This window comes from Nocardia sp. NBC_00881 (assembly GCF_045207455.1).
Taxonomy (GTDB): domain Bacteria; phylum Actinomycetota; class Actinomycetes; order Mycobacteriales; family Mycobacteriaceae; genus Nocardia.
On sequence record NZ_CP108798.1, the window covers coordinates 6,726,212 to 6,743,204 of the forward strand.

General features: G+C 67.5%; 1 protein-coding gene (only partly in view). It reads left to right on the forward strand.

All 16,993 nt of this window come from inside a single coding sequence — locus OH799_RS28730, GNAT family N-acetyltransferase, on the forward strand. Of the gene's 177,828 coding nucleotides, 62,408 precede the window and 98,427 follow it; the stretch shown corresponds to coding positions 62,409-79,401, spanning codon 20,803 (partial) through codon 26,467 (complete); the first complete codon in view begins at nt 2. Both codon boundaries (start and stop) fall beyond the window edges.

Here is a 16,993-nt window from a genome sequence, read left to right on the forward strand (position 1 = left end):
CGCGCGGAATGTGCGTGAGGACGTGCTCATCGCTGCCGCGGGGATGGGAGATTGGACAACTCCGTGGAGCCGGGTGGCGCAGGCCGTGACAGACCTGGAAATTCGCGGCGGTGTCCGGCTACTGGTGGTGGGTGACGGTCGACGCGGTGGGCACGCGATCGGATTGACCTGCCTGCGCAAGGCCAACGGTGAGTTCGAGCGCACGGCCGACCGCCGGTTCGTGGTGGTGATGCGGCATGTCGACGAGGACGGAGTGTGGCAGGAGTTCACCGGCGAACAGCTGGCCGCGGAGGTGGCGCGGCTGGACGAGTTCGTCAAGGAGGTGATGGCGGCAGGTATCGACGCCGACGGCGTGTTCATCGGGGGCGAATTCGTCGGGCACAACCTCGATCGGTTGGAGCGACTCGAGCACATCAAGGCGCTGCAGGGCCGGATCCTCGGTTTGCCGCGGGACGATGGGTCGCCGCGGGGAGGGCATCTGCGGGCGGTACCGGATCCGGTGCCGGAAAGCTATTCCGGCGCGCGGGTTTTGGGACCAAACCTGGCTCGTATGCGTGACCTCATGACGCAGCAGCTCGATGCCATCCGGACCCGTATCGAACCGCACCGTGTGTTCGAACCGGATGGGCTGGCGCGAGTGCGGGCCTCGCGTGACCGGCTCGAGGAGCGGGCCAGGTATGAGCGCTTGCTCTCGCCGGAAGGGGTGGCCTCTGAGGCAATCGAGCATGCGCTGGCCAACTACGACCAGGTGCTGGCCGATGAAGTCATATTTTCCCGAAAAGCGTTGCAGTTCAATGGTATTCAGGTGGTGGTGGAAGAGCGCCGCAATGCCGGTGCGCAGCGGGAGCGGGCCGAGCAGCGCTACCGCGAACAGCATGCGGCGCATGTGGCGCAGTTCTCGGAGGACGCCGAGCAGTTGGGTGCCGACCCCGGAGCGCTGACCGAGGTACGCGCGTTGCGGGAGCAGGCGTATCGCCCCGGTACGGCGGAACAGTCGCCGCGCTACCGTGGGCTGGACGGTCTGGTCGCGCTCGCCCAGGACTTCCGGCGGGCCGATGACAGCGTCCGGCGGCTGGACGATCTGGTGACCCGACTCGAGGACCGGGCAGCCGACCACATCGTGACCGTGCAGCAGATCGCGGACCTCCAGGCACGTCTGGCGGAAATGGCCGACCAGTGCCGGGTGGACTTGGCGACATTCGGTCCGCCACAGCAGTGGTGGCAGAAACTGGGCGAAGAACTCGCCCGCCGCTCGGTGACAACCGTTGCTGTGCGAGTGCTGTTCGACGACATGATCATCGATGCTCATAAGCTCAATCAAGCTCTGAAAAAGGCGGAGCAGGCGGACCGGTTCTGGGACGCGGTGGCCGGTATCGAGGTCTTCCACCGGCTCCAGGACCTCGAGCTGAACCTTGCCCGGATGGCCGGCCAGTGTCGAGTGCCCTTGGAGGTATTGACACTGCGCTACCGGGTGCCGGGCACGCTGCGCGACATCTGGTTCGAGCGACGGCGGCAGTTCGCCGCGGACGACGAGCAACACCAGCTCGCCGACATGATCACGGTCGCCGAGAAGCTCGTCGAACTGCAGAAGCAGGCCGAAAAAATCGACCAGCGTTGGGATCGGATTGCCGATGAGGTGGCGCCGGTGGGCGCCACCCTGCCGTTCCCGCCCGCGCCCGGGGCGAAGGAACGGGCGGCCGCGATCTGGGCGCGACGGCACGAGTTCGGCAGCACCGCGGAGTTTTTCGCGTCCCTGGTCTCCGATGACCGGTGGACGCTGGCCGAGGGTGGTCACCCGGAGCAGCTGACCGACCTGGCCGGTGTCCCGGCGCGGTGGCTCAACCGGATCCACCGGTACGAAATCGTGCATCGCATTGCCGCTTTGACCGAGGTGCCGGAGAACCAGCGCACGGCCGAGCAGCAGCGGCAGTTCGACGAGCTGGATCAGCTGGTGGAGCTGTTGGCGCAGGCCCAGCGCCAGGCGGCGCGGATTCCCGGTGCCGAGCCGACACCGGTGCATCTGCTGTCGCTGGACGAGCCTGCGTTCGCCTACAACGATCTCGACACCACCCGCCGATGGGAGGTGCACACCGGCCTGACGGCGGCGGAAGGACTGGCGCGGGCCGCGTACCACCAGACCGCGAGCGTCCTCGGCCGCCCGGACGGCACCGGTCGGCGCGTCGAGGCCACCGCCCAGATCGTGGTGCCGAAGCTCGCGGGGAACGCGCAGCGGGCCGCGAGCCGGGTGATCGAGCGGATCAACGGCTGGTTGCCGCCACGCGCCCATCTAACGCACGCCGGGCGCAGGCCCGAGGTCGCCTTCGTCGAGCACGCGGAGGGCGCGGCCATTGTGGCGGCGGTGATGGACGACCTCGATCACGACTTCGGGCCGACCGGTGTCGGACACCACCTGCATTCGGTCTATGCGGCGGTGGGGCCGGAATCCCTTGCGACATGGCGCTCGCCGGACGTCTCCCGGCTCTCCTCGCCAGGGCATCGGGAGGATCTGGAAGGGATCGAACCGAAGGACTGCACCGGCTACATCATCGCCGACTGGACCGGCGCGGACCCGCGCGCACTGGCGGGCGTCACCCGAAATGCCGATGAACTCAGCGCCGGGCTGCGCGGTACCTGGCAGCCGACAGATTTCGGGCTCGCCAGGCCCGTCCTGGAAGACGAGCCGGTGCAGCCGCGGACGGACACCGACCGCATCGCCCTGGACGTGATGAAGGTGGGCCGCGGCGCGCGGGCGGCGCTGGTCCGGGTCTACGACGACCGGACCGCGCATGTCAGCGAGCTGGTGTACGAGGGCGGCGTGAATTCGCTCGGTCTGCCGTGGCTCACCATGCGCAACTGGGAGCGGGATGCGGCGAGTGTCGGTGACCTGGAACGCCCCCGGGTACGCGAGATCAAGCGCGAATACATCTGGGGACAACAGCAACCCGGTGTCGTTGCCGAGCACGCGATCTTCGCCGACCGCCGACGCGTGCCGGTGGGCGAGTATGTGCCCGGCAACGGTGAGCCGGGCGTCACCAAGCCGCACGACGACGTGCCGATCGGTCACGAGCCGCCGCCGTCCGGTGTGCCGTCGGCGAATCGACGGACGATGTCGTGGACGATCGATCGGTCCTGGTTCGTCGAGCGGCTGCCACTCATGCGCGGTCGGGGTGAGGTCGACCGAGTGAGCGCCTTGGTGACCCTGATGTTGCGCACCGATGGTTGGGCGGAGAGCCGGATCGAGGATGCGGTGCTGACCTGTGTTCCGTTCGTGGCCAAGGCATTCCGGCGAACCAGCGGTCCGCTGGAATTGCGGGCGACAACCGATGGGACGCCGGACAATCCGACGTTTGTGTTGGAAGCCCGGGTCAGTGAGCTGCGTGCCAAAAACCGGCCGTTGGTGCAGGGCACACCGGAGCAGACCAGTGCGTGGGAAGGCTGGTATCCGCGCGGCCGCGGCTACGTGGTGTGGGTCCGGGTCGGTACGGAACGTGACGAGAACTCCGAACTGGTACGTGAGACCGTCGCGGTGCGCGAGGTCCTGGCGCTGTTCGCGCGTATCGACGAAGCCACTGCGGAGTTGGTCGCCGCGACGGTCGGGATCGTGCTGGATGGTGCCGATGATGCCTGGCTGGAGCCGGAATTCATCGATGACCAGGATTTCCCGATTCAGCAGCTGCGGGTGGCGCACTCCTCGGGTACCGATCTGTTGTCGGTGACCATCGATGATGAGCTCATTCCCCGGGTGACCATGGAGGCGCCGCTGCGGCGAGAGGACCCGTGGCGGGTGGCCTTGGCTGTGCAGGCGCTGTCGGAGCTGATGGGTGATTGGCCCGAGGACGAGCAGAACCGTGTGCTCGGCGAGTTGTTCCAGAAGATTTCCTATCTGCTGACCAACGGCAATGGCACGCTCCGTGCGCAGGCCAGTGGGATCGCCGGTACCCGGCGACTGATCGTCGAGCTGGAGACCGACGGCGGTGCGACCGATGCCCGCGGTCCACTGCGCCGGACCGCCGTCGAAACGATGGTGTTCACCGAGACACCGGTCGGCCGCAGCGGCATCGAACCGGCGGGCGAGGAACTCCGCGATGAAGTCGCCGCGCTGCTCGGGCAGACCGAGTCGTGGACCGTCGAGCGGCAGCCCTTCCGGGAGCGGCTGTCCTCTTTCCTCCGCCGGCGTGGCGAGGACCCGGTGAGCACCCGGGTGACCGCGATGCTGCGCACCGATGGTTGGCAGCAGAGCTGGATCGAAGATGCGGTGATCATCTGTGCCGCGTTCGCGACCAAGGCATTCCGTCGAACCAGCGGTCCGCTGGAATTGCAGGCGACAACCAATGGGCTGCTGGACAATCCGACGCTCGTACTGGAAGCGAAGGTCAGCAAACTTCCTGCCAAAGACCGGCCGTCGGTGCAGGGCACACCGGAGCAGACCAGTGCCTGGGAAGGCTGGTATCCGCGCGGGCGCGGCTACGTGGTGTGGGTCCGGGTCGGTCCGGCATCCGACACGGTCACTGTCGCGGTGCGCGAGGTCCTGGCGCTGTTCCCGCATATCGACGAAGCCACCGCGGAGTTGGTCGCCGCGACGGTCGGGATCGTGCTGGATGGTGCCGATGATGCCTGGCTGGAGCCGGAATTCATCGATGACCAGGATTTCCCGATTCAGCAGCTGCGGGTGGCGCACTCCTCGGGTACCGATCTGTTGTCGGTGACCATCGATGATGAGCTCATTCCCCGGGTGACCATGGAGGCGCCGCTGCGGCGAGAGGACCCGTGGCGGGTGGCCTTGGCTGTGCAGGCGCTGTCGGAGCTGATGGGTGATTGGCCCGAGGACGAGCAGAACCGTGTGCTCGGCGAGTTGTTCCAGAAGATTTCCTATCTGCTGACCAACGGCAATGGCACGCTCCGTGCGCAGGCCAGTGGGGTCGCCGGTACCGGGCGACTGATCGTCGAGCTGGAGACGATCACCGAGCTGGAGACCGACGGTGGTGCGATCGATGCCCGCGGTCTACTGCGCCGGACCGTTCTCGAAACGATGGTGTTCACCGAGACACCGGTCGGCCGCAGCGGCATCGAACCGGCGGGCGAGGAACTCCGCGATGAAGTCGCCGCGCTGCTCGGCCCCACCGCGCTGGAAACCATCCTCCTGATGGATATCGACCGGGTCGCCGCCGAGGGTTATGCCGGGTACCGCGAGCTGTACCGCAGGCCAGACGGAACGTATACGCCGCGGGAAAAGCACATCGACGGTCTGCCGGTGACCGACGAGACGCCCGCGCAAGAGCGGTTCGATATCAACAGCCGCAGGACCCTCTGGGAACTGCCGCCGCACTGGCAGGAGCAGTGCCGCGTCAGCGCCAGAACCGCGTTGCAGGCCGCGGCGGACGCCCACGACCACGGGGTCGACCTGGGCAGCTTCCTGGCGGTCGAGTACGTCGCCGCCATGGTGCACGAGGGCTGGTTGCCCGACCAGGGTGGCCAGGCGCTGCCGGAACAGCGTGGCAGCTACGACGATCCGCTCGGCGACGGCCTGGACAAGCTCAATCAGGAAAAGAACAAAGTCTGGGCTCGTCCCGCCATCGCGGCCGTGTACTCGCATATCCGCACCCAGGAACGCGAGCAAGCCGATACCGTTGCGGCAGTCGCCGATCGTGGCGAAATCGACCCGACCGCGATGACCCGCAAGGACTGGGAGCGACGCAAGGGTGTGCTGCGTCGGGAGATCGGCGATCTGATGCGCTGGCACGGCTGGCGTGATCCGCGTCAGCAGCGGTATGCGGAGCGACTGATCAAAGCCTTGGTCAACAAGGCGTTCCGGCACGGCGATGTGCAGGTGTGGTTGACCGCCTGGGTGGACGGCGATATCGGCGCGCAGCGACTGCATGTCGAAGTAGTCGCCACCAGCCCGGATCCGGTTGTGGCACATGAGCTGAAGTACAACCTCGACAAGGGTGTCCCGCAGCTGGATGCGCTGACCGGCGACTGGGGTGTCGCACCCTTGAACGATGGCAAGACGGTCCGGCTGGAATTCTTCCAGCGCGGCGGCGTCCGGCCGCCGAAGCTGACCCTCGGATTGACCGAACCTGACGATACTGAGTTACGTAGGGCAGATCTCCAGGTCGGACGCAGCTGGCTGAGCGCGCGACTGGCCGCGATGGGGTTGCCCGCCCAGATGATCCACGAAACGGTCCTGGTGGGCTCCGAGGTGATCGGGAATGCACTCGATCACGCCGAGGGTCCGGTGACCGTCACGGTGGACCTGCACGAGCGTGCCCAAGGTAGGCGCTGGGTGGTGATCAAGGTCAAGGACACCAGCAGCGGAGTCCCGTTGCAGCCGCGGCCACCATGCCCGCCTGGCCGCGACCCGGTGGACTGGGAGCTGGAGTGGGCTTTCCGCAGGCGCGGCAGGCGGATCACCGGCGGATTCACCCTCGGGCGCTGGGGTTGGTACCGCGTGACCGACGGCAAAGTGGTCTGGTACGTCATCGGCGAAACCGCCGAGGTGGGTCCGGAGATGGACCCGGTTCCGGACGGCGCCAGCGGTGAACGACGGCCGCCATGGCTGACCGCGGGCGTGCCCGCCATGCCGACGGATATGACTGCCGCACTGGACCGACCGGCACGAGCGGTCCAAGATCTGGCTGCGCCGGTGGCCCGGCCGTTCGGGCTGCTCGGCCCACGCGGCCGCGGCCCCGCCGACGGCGCGGTGTGGGCCAACGCCCTACCGGGCCATGAGCCGGGCAGCGGCGCACGCGACAGCGATCCACAGCCGGATCCCCGGCGGCAGGCGGCCGACGATGCCGGCGTGGCATGGGCGCGACGCGACGCGCTGCAGGCCGAATTGTTGACCGAGGACCTGGACCGGGCTCGGGCCGAGGACGACTTCCCCCGGCAGTTCGATCTGCTGCGGGCGCAGATCGTGCGGGACGACGCCCGGTCCACGGTGCACCGGCAGGCCGGTCGGATCCCGGTGCAATTGCTGTCGCACGGCAGGCTGCCGGAGATCGGCCCGGACGGCGATCCGTTCCCGGCCGGACCAGACGGGCGGCGCAGTGTCACCCTCGGCTACGGCAGCGCGAACGCCGACCATGAGAGGAGGCTGATCTCCGGCACCGCGAGCAGTGAGACCGAGCTCACCGCACTGGTGCGGACAGTATCGAAAGAGTTCGTTGTCGCACGAAAATCGGACCCAGCGGTGGCGTGGGTGGTGGAGTTCCGCTACGACTTCCGGCCGGATGCGGTGAGCCGGGCCGCCGATGCCGAATATACGGACGCTATGGAGTTGGCCGACCGGATGTCGGCGACGGTCGCGGCCCGAGAACGGCTCCGGCCCGCCGGTGACCCCGGCACCTTGGTCATCACCGGGGAGTTCGACGGTGCCGAGGTGGTGCGCTCGGCCGCCGAGAGCGGTCGGTTCGGCGATGAGGTAACTGTGCGGCTGGGCCCGGTGCGGCGCGCGACGTCTCCCGACTACCAGGTGGCCACCGACCTGGACCGGCACGCGGCCCGGACGGGGTGGGCGGCGCTCGAGCAGGTCGCTCCGGCCGATCTGCTCCCGGAGTGGCGTGACCTGGACCCCTTCCTGAAGGCGGGGATGACCGCGGCGACGCCGCAGCGGGTCGGCATGCTGCGCTGTGTCCGGCCGGAGGAAGCCAACGAGGCCTGGCGGCGCGCGATGACCGACGTCCGCTACCTGCTCGCGGACGCGGACAAGGGTCTGCGGGCGGGCAACTCGGCGCCGAATCGGGACAACCTTGTCGTGCCGGATATTTCGCCGGACGACCCGGACTTCGACCCGCGACGCGTGCTGAGCGCCATGATGAACCGAGCCGGCGGCCGCGGTGACACCGTGCGGTCCTGGCTGGCGCAGGTCGACGGCGCCGTCGCGGTGGTCGACCACGCCGAGCGCACCGCGGAAACCCTGCCGGGCGCACCGGAAGTGCAGGTGCTGCACCTCAACCTGAACGCGCCGGAGGACGGCACGCTGCCGTCTGCGATCGGTTTCGGCAACGTGGGCGAAGCCGAACTGGTGATCGTGCATGTGTCGCTGGAGCCCCTGCAGACCGGGATGGACCGGTCGGTGTCGATGGGGCCGCTGCAGGCCGGGGTGCGCGACACCGGGCAGTTGTACCGCGCCGAGCCCGCGGACGGACCCGTGGTGGCCGCGGTGGCCTGGCACGAGCCAGACACCCTGCGTCCGACACCATGGTTGGCGCAGTGGCTGGCGAATATCGTTCCCACACTGAACTTCAACGCTCACGCCGAGGGCAGGCCGCGGCCGCGGATTCGACTGGTCGCGAACGGCGAGGCCCGCCAGGTAGTGATGAATGCCTGCGCGGCAGGCATTTTGACGCCGCCGCTGCTGGAACAGATCGACCTTCCGTTCGACGCCGCGGAGCTGGAGCCGCGTGAGGATCACAGCAACCTCGAGCCCATCGCCATCTCCGCCGTCGAGCCGGATCCGACGCGGCTGGACGACCAGCCGTTCGGCGACACCGTCGAGATCACCATGCTGCCCGTCGTGGTGGACGGCCACTCGACGCAGCTGGTGTTGGAGTTCGATGGCGAACACTGGCGGGTCGGGCCGCCGGAAGGCTTCGGCGACCCGGTGGGCGAGGGGCTGAAGGCAGCGCTCACCCACCTACGGGCAACCAGCCCACCCCAGCTGGCCGCGATGATCGTCGAACAGCAATCGGATACCAAACTGTCGGTCGAGGATCCGGCCGCCTCGGTGGCCGATCCCGATGATGCCGCCGAAGCGGACGCGCCGCCCGCATCGGCACCCGCAGGCGGTGGCGATGGTGGCGGCGGATCGGAGCCGCCGGATTCGACCCAGGCGCAAGCGGAGCTGGCGCAGCTGCACGCCGAGATCGCGGCATCGCTGGAGCAGCGGTTCGGTCTGTTCGACGAGGCTGTTGCTCTGCTGCGTGGCGAGGGTGCCGTCATCGACGACCCGGATGAGGTACCCCCGACCGCGCTGCGCGCGATGGCCGAAGAGCTATCCGACGAGACGGTGCGCAATGACATCCTCGACCGGCTCGACCGGCACGACGAGATCCTGGCCCGCGAAGTCGTATTGCGGGAACTGACTGCGGGAACACCGGATCAGGCCGGGGCAGGGGCGAATACACCCGCGCCATCGGCCGAGCCAGAGGTGACCGGTGAGATCGTGGAGCACGGCGAACACGCCAATAGAGCTGTCACCACCATCGCCGTCGATGACACCCGGTTCACGACCGACGCGATCGAGGTCTCCCCGGTGGACGGTGACAGTACCTACCGTCGGCCTCTCGATGAGGCTGCGGTGCTCGCGGAAGTGGGGGACCCGCGGAATCAGTGCTGGGCGTTGGCTATGGGCATGCTCGGTTTTCCGGCGCGTAACAACGGTCTCGGTGGTACTCCGGTTTGGCAGGCTGTGCAGGAGGAGGGGTGGATCGCGCAGGAGTTCGCGGTTGATCCGGAGCGTGCGCACCTGCATGTCGAAGTGGCTTTCCTGGCTTGGGTGGAAGGCTTGGATCCCGCCGAGCGCAATGGTGCGGCGCTGCTGGTCATCGACGGCCTGCACCAGGCCCGGGACGGGATCAATGGTCACGTCAGGCTGTGGAAGTTCATCTGCGACGACCAGGGCCGCAACGGCGAGATCCTGGAGCAGGATCTGGGCAACGGCCGCGTCGGCGCGCCGGGGGAGCTCGAAGCGCAGGATCTGCGGGGTATCTGGACCGTCGCTTTCACCGCCGAGCAGGAGGGTGGTCGGGTCAACGACGCGACCACTGTCCTGCCCGGCGGTGAAATCGCGGAGATACCTGCGGATGTGATCGCCGGGGCAATACCCGAGTCGCGGCCACAACCCCTGAGCGAGGCCGAGGGGATTCCGGATCACGGCGACGAGCAGAACTTGGGGCGCGACGCGGTCAACCGGGACAACCCCGATCAGGTGCCGCCCACCGAGCTTCCGAACCTGTCATCGGTTTCACCGCTCGGCGAACTCTTGGATGTCCGCATCGAAGATCGTGACGACGACGTATTGACGAGGCAACTCAGCGGCATCGAGGGGCGATATGGCCCTTACCGGGTCGGAGAGATCAGCGCGTCATATGTAGTTGCGGATCCATCGAATTACGATGACGAACAAATCCTCGGCATGACAACGTCCGGTGCCACAATTCTGTCTTCAGGCATCAGACTGACGCCGGGCGTCGTCATCGCGATGTCAGGCAAGATCTTCGACGACAATGGTGTCGAGGTAGGCGATCTGGAACGGACGTTCTACCGCGACGATCAGAACCGGATCGTCGTCCACAACATCAGCCTCTGGCTCGAGAAACATGCGCGTCGAAAGGGATTCGCGACCGCTTTCGCTCAGTTGGAAGACTATTACCGCCGTTCCGGAGTCGAACGGATCTACATCGAGGCCGGTGGCGATAACGGTGGCGTCGTTTGGGTGAAGGGCTATGTCTGGGATCCCGAACCGGTGCTGCTGACCATTTCGGTAAACAACATCAAACGAAGAATTGAAAAGATCCGCGCGACAGCTACTCCCAGTGATCAGGACCGGCTGGATGCCATTCTGAACAGTCTCGATGGACCGGTTGACGACTATCCGTCGCCTCGGGAGATCGTGATGACCACCGGCGACAACCCGCGGCTCGGCGAGCTCGTCATGAGTGGGGCGATTTGGTTCGGGATGAGAATTCCGACGGCGCCGAATGGGGGGCCGGGTGGCGGTGGGCAGTCGTCGTCTGATCCGGCTTTGGCCGGGCAGCCGGATGAGCGGGATGCCGTGCACGAGTTGGCGGCAGCGGCGCGGACCGGAGTGGCAGAGCCGAACACCATCGCCCTTTCCGCCGGACCGGACCGTGTCAACGACGCGACCACCGTCCTGCCCGGCGGCGAAACCGCGGAGATTCCTGCGGATGTGATCGCCGGTGCCGCTCCAGTCGTGCGTCCGCAGGCCTCGAGCGGCCCGGAACAGGAACGGGCCCGCCGGTATTTCGAGGATCTGGTGCTCGCGGCCGACGCCGACAATTCGGAACTCAAAGGCCCCGGTCCGATGGTTCCGGTGCGGTGGAACCGGCTGCGTGCCGCGGTGCGTCGGGAAATCGTCAAGATGGGTGTCCCGGTCGAGATCGAGCGGTTCACGAATTTCCTGGCCCGGGACATCGACCAGTTCCACCGTAATGAGCTGGCTATCCAGCTGGCCGAGCCTGGTGAGTTCGACGAGAAGCTGATCGAGCAGCTCGTTTTCGTGCACGAAGTCGAGGCATTCGCGCGGACGCTGCCCGGGAATCCGCCGGTGCACATTCTGGCGCTGGATCTGCACGACGAGTGGGGTGGCCGGTGCGCGGTGGCGGTCGGCGATATCGACCTCGCTGACTGGGCGCGGGTGAGTGTTCTGGGTCGTGGCGACGAGCTGCCCGAGCCCGAACACCTGGATGGCCGGACTCTGGTGTTCTGGCGGGCAGGCGATATCGGGAAAGAGAAAGCCGCACAACTGCTGGTTCGGGACCTAGAGGACTGGCAGGCTGGTCCGAAGCATTACGCCGGGTTCTATCGGGTGCCGGTGCTACCGATCGCGCTGCTCGGCCGAGACCGTGGTCTGGATATCGTGCTGACCGAGCCGGTGACCACGTGGCTGAACGCGCAACCCGATGCCGTGGCACCGCAGCCTCGAGTGCGGGATCTGGCGGCGCTGGAACGGGCCATCGCCGAGGGCGGTGATCCGGTGGGGGTGGCGGATGTTCGCATCGAGCGCCCGCAGCTGCCGGATCTGCTACCCATCATGTGGCTGTGCCAACAAACCACGCTCGCCAGCTTCGTGCAGGCTGGGGTCGGTCTACAGGTGGCGCGTCAGACCGTGCAGAGCGACGAGGCAGCGGCCCGCGAGACTGCCGCCTGGGCGGAGATTCTCGAACTCGAACCGCCCGGATTGCTGGTGGCCCGGGACGAGTACGGACAGATCATCGGCGTCGCCTATGTCCGACACGACGGTATGAACCGGGCGATCCTCGAGCATCTCGCTGTCGATCCGCTGTATCGGCGGCGCGGCATCGCTTCCCTGCTGCTCGACAGGGTGCTGACCGACCTGGGACAGCGGCGGGTACTCGCGGATGTGGTCCCGGGCACCGGTGCTGAGGAATTCCTGCGTATCCGTGGCTTCGACCGGTCCCTCCGGCCGCGCCCTGCTCTGCCGCTCGACGACGGCAACCACCTCGACCAGGTCCAGTTCGTCCGCCATCCCCGCCGTGCACGCCCGCCGCAGCCTGAAGCGTTCGACCGCACGATGCGCACTGACCGGCCTACCGCGTCGCTGCCTGCCGATGACGGCTCCGCGCAGCGGCCGCAACCGGCGGCGAGCACCGGACATGAGCTGAATCAGTGCTGGTCGATGGTCATGGGCCTGTTGGGCTTCGACGAACCGTCGAATGGCATGGCAGGCGTCCGGGTTCACGAGCGCGTTCGGGAAAGGAGCTGGACGGTCCAGCGTTTCCTGATCGATGAGCTGGAGCCGCATTGGCATGCCGAACATGCCTTCCGGACCTGGGTGCAACAGCTGCCCCCGGAGCAGCGAGACGGCGTCTCCGCGGTGGTTATCGACGGCACCCATGAATCCCGTGGCGGCGTCGACGCACACGTCTACCTGTGGACGCACCGCAACGGCGAGTTCGAGATGCACGACCCCGGAAAGAGGCTGCGCGGAGAAATCCGAGAGATGTGCAGAGCATCGGAACTGAAGGGCATCTGGCTCATCGGTTTCGACAAGAACCGCCAGAACAACGAGACGACGTTGCTGCCCAACGGCATCGTCGAAGAGCTACCGGAGACCTTGACCGCCGGGGCGTCCAGGGACGTCGAGCGGACTCGGGTTGTGCAGTTGTTGGCGGCCCTCGATGACGACGCGTTCCCGGACGGGGTGCCGGTCGGCCGCGCTCTGCGGGCGGCGATGAAGAAGGCGATCCGCGATGGCAGGTTGCTCCCGGACCATGAGCTGCCGACCGCCGAAACCCTGGCCGAATACCTCGACTCCTCCAGGCCGGCCATCGCCCGCGTCTACACCAATCTGAATGAATTGAAGTGGCTGGTAACCACGCCAGGCCAGGGCACCGTGGTGGCACCCGAAATCCCGGCGGAAGCCGAGCCCCAGGACACGTCTGACGTGGATCCCGGCGTGAGCCAGGGTGATGCCGCCGCATCCGTGGTGGAGGGCGGCGATCCGACCGCCGAGGAGTTCTGGGACGTCGAGCGGGATCGGGTTGCGAACCTGTTGCGGGCCTTTGGTGATGGCGCGTTCCCCAATGGGGTGCCGGTCGGCCGGGCCCTGCGGCAGGCGATCAAGCAGGCGATTCGCGATGGCAGGTTGCTCCCGGGAGAGGAGCTGCCCGCGGCAAGGCCGCTGGCGAAACGCCTCGGTATCGCGAGGTCGGGCGTCAGCGAGGCTTACACGGAGCTGCGTGCCGACGGGTGGCTGATAACCGAGCCGAACATAGGCACCGCGGTGGCACCCGGCATTCCTGGGGAAGCCGGGAACCAGGCCGCACCCGAGGCAAGTCAGGATGCGGCGCAGGCGAGTCCGTCTCGCGTTCGCGTCGCGGATGTCGCCGAACGGGCCGGGGTGAGTCGCGAGATCGCGACCCGGGTACTGGTCGACGGCGATCCGAAGGTGCTAGCCGCGAACCAGGACAAGGTATTGGAGGCCGCCGCCGAACTCGGCTACCAGTCCCTGGTCCCGACTGCCGCCGAGCTGCGGGACTGGGAGCAGGCCGCCCGCCGCGGGCATGCCGCCGAATTCGACCTGCTGTGGGGACAGCATTGGGACACGGTGTTCGCCCTCGCGGTGACTACGGACCTCGAGGTGACGCGGACCCTGCTCACCGAGATCCGCGCGGCGGCGGACCGTGAGATCGGCGATATGCCGCCGGACGGCGACTTCGTCGAATGGTTGACCGGCATCGCGGACCGAGTAGTCGCCGACCACCGGGAGCGGGGAGCGCTACCGCCGGAACCGGATTCCGGCGACACGGTGATCCGGCCGCCGGTGACCGCGGACGGCATCGTGCGCGTGGGCACCGAGGCGTTCGCCACCGGCACCGAGGTGCGCGAGTGGGTCGACGCTGCGCGCGACGGCGATCGTGCCGCGGTCAACCAGCTGTGGGAGATGTTCTGGGCCGAGGTCGTCGGCCGGGTGACCACGCTGACCACCGATCGTGCCGCCGTGTCTCGGATGGTCGCCGCGGTACGGCGGCAGTTGCGGCGCGGTATCGAAAACCTCCCGGAAGACCGCGATTTCGGAAGGTGGCTGACCGGCCGCGTGAACAATGTGGCCGGCCGGGAGGTCGCCAGACAGCAGCCGACACCCGATGGAGTGAATGCCCCATCACGCTCACCCGGTGTTGTCGAACGACGTGGTCCGCGGCAGGCGCTGCCGGACTGCCCGACCGTCCAGGAGCGGGAAGCGGGCCGGGATCTGTTGGTGGCCCGGATGCTTGGCGAAACCGATGGCCGGGTGGATCCGAAACGCTGGAATCAGCTGACCGCGGCCGATCGGCTGACGATCATGAAGAGCGGAATACCCAACGAGCTCGAGAACTTCGAGGATTTCACTCCGAATGACATCGACCTGTTCCACCGCTACGAGTTGGCGATTCAGCTGGCCGACCCCGGCGAGTACGATCAGCAGCTGCGCGATCAGGAGCAACTGCTGGTCGAGGCCGAGGAGTACGCGGCGACCCTGCCCGACAACCCGACGGTGTATCTGCTGGCGGCCGACCTGCACGGTGCCTGGGGCGGCCGGTTCGCGGTGGCGGTCCGCGATATCCACCTTGCCGACGGAGCGTGGCTCGGCGTGGTCGGCGCGGGTGAGCAGCTGCCATTCGATGCGGCTCCGACCGGATCGCGGCAGGCGCTGATCTTCTGGCGTCCCGGGGCGCTCCCGTTCGAGGCAGCCGAGGAGCGGGGCGAGACGGCCGGGAGACTGTTGGCCGCGGATGCCCGCCGGTGGGGGCAGACCCCGACAGTGTTCGCCGCGCACTATGTGACGCCGTTGATGCCGATCCAGCTGATCGCCCACGGCCGCGGCGCGGACATCATCGGCCGGAACCCGGTCACCGAATGGCGCCAGGAGCAACGGAAGCGGTTGGCCCGCAACGGTATCTCGGCTTTCCGTCCACCACACCGGGTCCGGGACCTGGCGCCGCTGGAGCAGTCGATGGCCGGTCGCCGTGCGGATCCGATCGACGAGGACACTATTCGCATCGAGGAGCCCACGGCGGCGGACCTCGACGATATCCTCGCGGTCTGGAAAGCGGCCATGCTCGCCGCCAACGCCGAGAACGGCGCCGACCGGGACGAGCTGAACAGGCTGCTCGACAGCGACCTGGTCATGGGCGAGCAGATCGGCCATTGGACATGGGTACTTGCAAACCCGGAGACCGCCGCTCAGCTGGTCCGCTGCCGGGTGGCGCGGACCAAGGACGGTCGTCGGGTTATCGGTGTGGCCCGGGCCTGGGAGGGCGCGACCACCACGACAGTCGAGTACCTGCATGTCGATCCCGAATATCAGGGTCAGGGAATCGGCGCCCGGTTGCTCGACACTGTGCTGGACGGCTGGCAGCCGCCGGTGCGGGTCGCGGTGACCGCGAATACCAGCACCGAACGGTTCTTCCACAGGCACGCATTCACCCGGAGCGACAGCCCGCCCGCCTCGGGAGATCCGGGAGATCCGATACAGGCGCTGATCGAGCACGGCATTCCCCAGGTCGAGCTGGTTCTGCGGGTGCCGCGCGACGGCGACCCGGTACCATCGCCGCAGGAACCACAGCCCTCCGCCGTCGACCACCGGCCCACCGAGTCGTCTGTCGGTGACAGCACTACGCCGTGGCTCGCCGACCAGCGGACGCCGTCGCGCGCCGAGGACATATCGGCCGTGCTGGCGCAGCTGAAGCAGGGTCCGTTCGGCTGTGCCCTGTGGGTCGAGCAGAACGTCATGGAGGTATTCGGCCGTCCCCGGCAGGAAGCCCGGCAGCCGGACCGCGATAACGCCGAGGTCGGGCTGGGTGGCCTGGTGCTGGCCGAGGATCTGGTGGCAGGCTGGGCGGACGGGCCGATCGGCGCCGGCGCGCAGGGTATGGCCGATGCGGCTGCGTTGATGACCGGCACCGCCCGGGTGGTCGTGGTCGGGTTGGAAGTCGAGCCGCTGATGCGGGACCCCGACGCGGTGGTTGGCGCGCATGCCGCGGCCTTTGTCCGGGTGAGCAAGGAATTCGCTGAGCTGCACCTGGAATGGAAGTTGAAAGAGAACGAGGTCGTTCTCTTCGACAAGGTCGCGAACCCGAATCGCCCGCTGCGCGGCGCCGAGATCACTGCCTGGTTGGCCGATGCCAGGGATATCGGCGACGTACATGTCATGGTTATCCACGACGGCGGCCGCGCGGACATCCGGTTCGTGCCATCGGAACAGGCCCAACGCGGCCCTAAGAAAAACATGGGTGCCCGGCCCGCACCCGAACAGGACGACGACCGGCCCCGGGCACCGATGGATGCCATCCAGGTGCGGGCATTGCAGCTGGCGTTGACCGAACGACTGGGTGGGCTCGAGCTCGAGCGGTTGCAGGCCGCGGAGCAGGGCGACGATCGGGTACTGCGGAGGCTGGCCCGCCTGTACTCCGGGCTCGGTCATCGGGAGACGCAACCGCCCACAGTGGCGAATGTGGCCAGGCTTTCCGGGGCACACAAGGAAGACGTCAAGGCGGTGCTGTCCGGCCGCAAATCCGCGGAAACGGAGCTGGGCCAACGGATTTTGGTCGCCGCCCAGTGGTTGGGATACGGCGAGCTGCGTGCTGATCTCGCCGCACGGATCAATCCGGAATTCGTCCGCGACAGATTCACTCCGCCGCACTACACCGACGACGGTCGGTTCAATCGGGGCGAGTTCGCCAGCCAGACCCCACTGAGTGCACTGGCCCATGCGGCCGGGGTCGACGCGCCGGTCGCATGGTGGGTGGTA